This is a genomic window from Tenacibaculum finnmarkense (assembly GCF_900239185.1).
GTDB lineage: Bacteria > Bacteroidota > Bacteroidia > Flavobacteriales > Flavobacteriaceae > Polaribacter > Polaribacter finnmarkensis.
In genome coordinates this window covers 300,127-306,126 of the sequence record NZ_OENA01000038.1, presented here as the reverse complement: position 1 = coordinate 306,126, position 6,000 = coordinate 300,127, and the positions used below count along the sequence as shown (strand labels likewise).

5 protein-coding genes are annotated in these 6,000 nt (G+C 32.5%); 3 read left to right on the top strand and 2 right to left on the bottom strand.

What is annotated here, in order from left to right; translation table 11 throughout:
• Positions 1–116 precede the first annotated feature (116 nt).
• Entirely contained in the window at positions 117–1,610 is a 1,494-nt protein-coding gene (locus tag AQ1689_RS05210) for a YfcC family protein (RefSeq protein ID WP_101955390.1), read from the bottom strand.
• A gap of 177 nt (positions 1,611–1,787) precedes the next feature.
• Between AQ1689_RS05210 and AQ1689_RS05205 the strand changes: the two genes are divergently transcribed.
• A complete protein-coding gene (locus AQ1689_RS05205; RefSeq protein ID WP_101918390.1) occupies positions 1,788–2,489 on the top strand; it encodes a Bax inhibitor-1/YccA family protein in 702 nt (233 codons plus the stop codon).
• A 461-nt stretch (positions 2,490–2,950) separates the two neighbouring features.
• Here the strand turns inward: AQ1689_RS05205 and AQ1689_RS05200 are convergent, their stop codons facing one another.
• Positions 2,951–4,162, bottom strand: a complete 1,212-nt coding sequence (locus AQ1689_RS05200) for an aminotransferase class V-fold PLP-dependent enzyme (RefSeq protein WP_101955396.1) — start codon at positions 4,160–4,162, stop codon at positions 2,951–2,953.
• 90 nt (positions 4,163–4,252) lie between these two features.
• On the opposite strand from AQ1689_RS05200, the gene AQ1689_RS05195 reads away from it, so the two are divergent.
• Both AQ1689_RS05195 and AQ1689_RS05190 read left to right on the top strand, forming a co-directional pair.
• The gene (locus AQ1689_RS05195; protein ID WP_101955389.1) at positions 4,253–5,590 is read left to right on the top strand and encodes a serine hydrolase domain-containing protein; all 1,338 of its coding nucleotides are present in this window, start codon (positions 4,253–4,255) and stop codon (positions 5,588–5,590) included.
• 23 nt (positions 5,591–5,613) lie between these two features.
• Positions 5,614–5,958, top strand: a complete 345-nt coding sequence (locus tag AQ1689_RS05190; RefSeq protein ID WP_058886025.1) for an SdpI family protein — start codon at positions 5,614–5,616, stop codon at positions 5,956–5,958.
• The last annotated feature ends 42 nt before the right edge of the window (positions 5,959–6,000 follow it).

Here is a 6,000-nt window from a genome sequence, read left to right as displayed (position 1 = left end):
GTCGAAACTATGAATTATTAATGGAATCTTCCGAAAATATAACCAAATTATCCGCCATAAAACTTTTATTGAATAAAATTTAAACAGGCTCTAAATGTATAATAATGTTTCATCGTTTATAAATATACCTGAATTGTTAAAGAAATCATGGTGAAAATTGTTAAAATAACAACCAAAGGAAGTGCAAATTTCAGCCATCTATCATAACCAACTTTCACAATTGCCAAAGAAGCTAAAATTAATCCTGTTGGATTGATAAACGAAAATAAACCCATTCCGTATAAATAAGTATTGACAATAATTTCACGTCCAATACCAACCGTATCGGCTAGTGGCGACATTATCGGCATGGTTAAAACCGCCATTCCTGACGAACTTGGAATAAAAAATGATAAGCCCGAATAAATAAACAATAACACGTTTGCAAAAATTCCTTTTGGCATTCCTGTAGTAAATTCACTAGCATTTTGTAAAATAGTATCGCTAATTAATCCTTGTTCCATCAATATTGAAACCCCTCGTGCGATTCCAATAATAAACGCAACACCCAACAAATCATTTGCGCCTTTTATAAAGGTTGTTACAAAATTTTCTTCCTTCATTTTGGCTAAAAAACCAATAAGGATTGCCCCTACTAAAAAGACCACAGTCATTTCTTCAAACCACCATTCTAAACGAGAAACTCCGTAAATCATTACTACAAAACAAAGCGTAAAAACAGTTAATATAATACGCAATCTTCCTGTTAAAACATGGGTCTCAGAAGTACTACTTCCAAAGATATTTTCAATCATTTCTTTTTGGTCGTAAATAATTGATTTTGTCGGATCTTTTTGAACTTTATTGGCATAACGTAAAATATAAATAACACAAATAACAATTCCACAAACCAGCATTAATAACCTTCCTGTAAAACCTGTTGTCCAGTTAATTCCTGCCGCATCCGAAGCAATAATCACACTAAACGGGTTTACTGTTGAACACATAGTTCCAATAGACGAACCTATATAAACACAGGCTAAAGCAACAATAGCATCGTATCTTGCCGCCAAAAATATAGGAATCAAAATAGGGTAAAAAGCAATGGTTTCTTCTGCCAATCCGAAGGTAGTTCCACCCGCCGCTATTAAACTTGTTACCACAAAAATTAACCAATATTCTTTCCCTTTTAATTTTTTTGCCAGCCATGCAATTCCCGCATCAAAAGCACCCGTAAAATTCATAATTCCGATAACACCTCCTAAAATTAACACAAACAAAATAATGTCTGACGATTGGGTAATTCCTCTTATTGGCGATTTAAAAAAAGCCAAAACTCCTTGAGGTTGCGCAGGTAATTCGGTGTAAGTTCCCGGCACACTAATCGGTTTAGAAATATCGCCATTTGTAAATTTTTCTAAAGGAATTTTAATCCCTAATTCCGCTAATGATTCTTGGGTTGCAGGAAGTGTTTTTTGCTCTTTTAAATGTGAATATGTAAACGAATTACTACTTTTTTGATACTGCAAAGCATCAAATTTACCCGCAGGAATAAACCAAGTTAAAAGTGCCACCAAACCAGCTATTAATAACAAAATAGTATGCGGTGTAGGAAATTTAATATTTTTCAAAATGTAAAATTTTATTTTTGATAAAAGTAAAACAAATTCAAGACACAGACAGCCCTTGTTAGATAAATAATTATGAAACAAAAACTATAAGAAAGGTTTTTTCAAAAAGTAAAACAAAAATTAAATTTCGCTTAAAAAACATACCTTTACATTTACATTTTATCTTAAAAAATTTTCATGGAAAACTCATTTAACAACAAAATTCGCGTAGGGCAATTATCAGCAACAGACCGCGTTTCTTTTTACAAAAAAACATACGCACACGTTGGTTTAGGCGTATTATTATTTATCTTTTTTGAATATTTATTATTGCAAAACGCCAGCATTGTCGAATTTGCATTATCAATGACGCAAGGCTACAAATGGCTGTTATTGCTCGGTGGTTTTATGCTAATAACCAATTATGCCGAAAGCACCGCCTTAAAAACAACCGACAAAAACTTACAATATTTAGCCTATTCTGGCTATGTATTTGCCGAAGCATTTATCTTTATTCCGTTAATTTACATGGCAATTTCATACACCAATAATTTTGAAATTATCAAGCAAGCAGGAATTGTAACCCTAGGATTATTTGCAGGAATTTCATCAATTGTATTTATCACCAAAAAAGATTTTTCCTTTATAAAAGCAGGTTTAAGCATTGGTTTTTTCATTGCCATTGCCTTATTAATTGCAGGAACATTATTTGGTTTTAACCTTGGTTTATGGTTTTCTGTAGGAATGTGCGTATTAGCTGCGGGGTCTATTTTATACCAAACCTCAAACCTTGTTCACAAATTTTCTACTGATGATTATATCCCTGCCGCCATCGGATTATTTGCTTCTTTAATGCTATTATTTTGGTATGTTTTACAAATTTTTATGTCAAGAGATTAAAAATTATTTGAAGCTATTTCCCGCTTTCCGCACTCGCTTTTTTTTGAAGAAAAATCAAAAAAAGAGCTCAAACAATTGCTTCAATCGGGGCTAGGAATTTCTGCTTCATTTTATAAGTAGATAAAACCAAGTGTATTATCTAAATTCCGTCCGTCAAACTGAATTTAGTTCAGTTTTGCATCCTGATTTGCCGTAGTTATTCGCTTTTTTTGATAATTCTTGTCAATTCGAGTGATTTTAATGACTAAAAGGAATTAAAATTGTATCGAGAATTTGAGTTCTTTTATGTTGATGAATTTTACACAAAAAAGTTCTCGATACAATTTTTTTGAAGGAAAAAAATCACTCGAACTGACAGTTTATTTTATTTTTAAACAAGCTATAAATAACAAAAACCTCACAGAATTTAAAAATCTGTGAGGTTTTTTAATATATAAAACTCAATTATTTAAAAAAAGAAATTAACTCAACATCATTTTGGCTCTTTTTACAGAAGCTACTAAAACGTCAATTTCTTGTTTTGTATTATAAAAAGCAAACGATGCTCTTACCGTTCCAGGGATTCCGTAAAAATTCATGATCGGTTGCGCACAATGATGCCCGGTACGAACGGCAACGCCTAATTTATCTAAAATCGACCCTACATCATACGGATGAATTCCTTCTAAATTAAAAGAAATTACAGCAACCTTATCGCTTGTTCCGTAAATTTTTAAGCCTTCAATTTTTTCTAATTCTTGTGTTCCGTAGGCTAATAATTCGTCTTCTTGTTTGGCGATATTATCAAAACCTATTGAATTTAGATAATCTATTGCCGCTCCAAAAGCAATTCCACCGCAAATATTTGGCGTTCCCGCTTCAAATTTATGAGGCAATCCTGCGTAGGTTGTTTTTTCAAAAGTTACCGTTTCAATCATTTCGCCACCTCCTTGATAAGGCGGTAATAATTTTAACAATTCCTCTTTTCCGTACAATACACCAACCCCTGTAGGTCCACACATTTTATGTGCCGATGCTACATAAAAATCAGCATCTAACCCTTGTACATCTGGTTTTATATGTGGTACTGCTTGCGCTCCATCAATTAAAACATAGGCACCGAATTTATGTGCCGCATGAATAATTTCTTTAATCGGATTGATAATTCCTAAGGCATTTGAAACATGATTACAAAACACCAATTTCGTGTTTGCATTTAATAATTCATGATATATATCCATACGTAAAGAACCATCTTGGTTCATCGGAATTACCTTTAAAATAGCCCCCGTTTTTTCACAAAGCATCTGCCAAGGAACAATATTTGAATGATGCTCTAAAGACGATACAATTACTTCATCTCCTGCTTTTAAAATAGCCGAAAAACCAGAAGCAACCACATTAATACTATGCGTTGTTCCTGCGGTTAAAATAATTTCATACGAATGTTTAGCGTTAAAATGTTGTTGCACTTTTAAACGCGCTTCTTCATATTTATCGGTAGCTTCTTGGCTTAACGTATGCACGCCTCGATGAATATTTGCATTGTAATTTGAATAATAATCAACAATAGCATCAATAACAATTTGTGGCGTTTGAGAAGTTGCTCCGTTATCAAAATATACTAATTTTTTTCCGTGAACTTCTCGGTTAAGAATCGGGAAATCAGCTCTAATTTTATCTACAATAAACATAAAAAATAATATTTGTAACAAAGGTAGCAGTTGTATTTCAATTACAAACATCAATCAATTAAATTCTTACATTTGTTAAAACTGTTTTTTATGAAAAATTTAAAGAAAATCGTGTTATTCATCACTTTTTTTAGTGTTTTAGCACTTGGCGTTCTTGTTTATTTAAATTATCCGAAGTTAAACATACTAGCAGGATATTCGGCTAAAAACACCGCTTCCTCCGTTTTTTTGGCGGGTAGAAGTTTAGAATTTACCGATAAAAACGACAATAATTTTTCGCCAATAAATTTAACTTCGGATGAAATAAATATCGAGGAAAAATCGGCAACAGGTTCCGTTTTTGGTTTATTAACCAGAAAAGCCGTTTATCGTGAAGGTTTAGGCGCTGTTTTAATTAATGATGATTATGATATCACTAAAAAAACACCCATTCCAAAACGTAGTAACCCCGATAATACTACGCCTTTTCCGTACGGAAATGCCAATCAGAAAGACAGCATTTTTAAGAATATCAATTATAAAAAATTAAACAACGTTATTGACACTCTTTTTGATGCAAAAAACAAAACACGGTCGATTTTAGTAATTTATAAAGATCAAATTATTGCCGAAAAATATGCCGATGGTTTTGATAAAAACTCCAAACAATTAGGTTGGTCGATGACTAAAAGCATTGTCAGTACGATTGTTGGAATTATGCAATGCGAAGGTCAAATAAATGTAAATGCTGCTAATTTATTTGAAGAATGGCAAAACGATGAACGCAAAAACATTACGCTTCATAATTTATTACAGATGAATTCAGGCTTGGCTTGGAAAGAAGATTACAACAGCATTTGCGATGCTACAAAAATGCTTTTCCTAGAAAATGACATGACTAAAACACCATTAAAAAAGCCTTTAACATCAAAACCGAACGAAAATTGGAATTATTCATCAGGTACAACCAATTTAATTTCGGGGCTTATCCGCAGTAAATTTAGTACACATCAAGCATATTTAAATTATTGGTATAGCGCCTTAATCGATAAAATCGGCATGAATTCAATGCTTATCGAAACTGATGCAAATGGTAGCTTTGTAGGTTCATCTTACGGCTGGGCAACCACTAGAGATTGGGCAAAACTCGGGCTTTTATACTTGCACAACGGTCAGTGGAACGGCAAACATCTTTTTGATAAAGATTGGGTAGATTATGCCACTACGCCTACCCCAACTTCCGATAAGCAATACGGTGCGCAAATTTGGTTAAATGCAGGCGGAAAATACGCTGATGTTCCTAAAAATATGTATTCTTTTAATGGGTATAAAGGTCAGAATGTGTTTATTTTGCCCACTGAAAATTTGGTCATCGTTCGAACAGGATTGACCAAAAATGCCGATATGAATCTATTTTTAAAAGAAATAATAGCTTCAATTAAAAAATAACTAAAATAAATTAAAAAATAAATATGAACCCTTATTATTACGTACTTTCAATAAACGGATTTTTATTCTTATTCAGTATTATCTTTTATTTTTTCCCACCTAAAAAGATAAATTTAATCTACGGATACCGAACCAATAAAACCATCAAAAATGATACAATTTGGCAATTTGCCAATAGCTTTTTTACCAAACAATTTTTAATCTATTCGAGTATTTCATTAGTAGCTTCGTTAATTTTTGTTTCTTTAAATAAAACAATTAGCTGGCAACCTATGGCGATTATGTTATTGTCGTTAGCGGTATCGGTAATTAAAACAGAGCAAGAAATTAGCAAGAATTTTGATGATGAAGGAAATAAATTAAAGTAAAATTAGTCTGTCAGACCTCACAGGTTTTAAAAACCTGTGAGG

Bases quoted from the DNA above. Each gene is read 5' to 3' on its own strand.
- AQ1689_RS05200 (WP_101955396.1), bottom strand. From the start codon at position 4,162: ATGTTTATTGTAGATAAAATTAGAGCTGATTTCCCGATTCTTAACCGA.
- AQ1689_RS05190 (WP_058886025.1), top strand. From the start codon at position 5,614: ATGAACCCTTATTATTACGTACTTTCAATAAACGGATTTTTATTCTTA.
- AQ1689_RS05205 (WP_101918390.1), top strand. From the start codon at position 1,788: ATGGAAAACTCATTTAACAACAAAATTCGCGTAGGGCAATTATCAGCA.
- AQ1689_RS05195 (WP_101955389.1), top strand. From the start codon at position 4,253: ATGAAAAATTTAAAGAAAATCGTGTTATTCATCACTTTTTTTAGTGTT.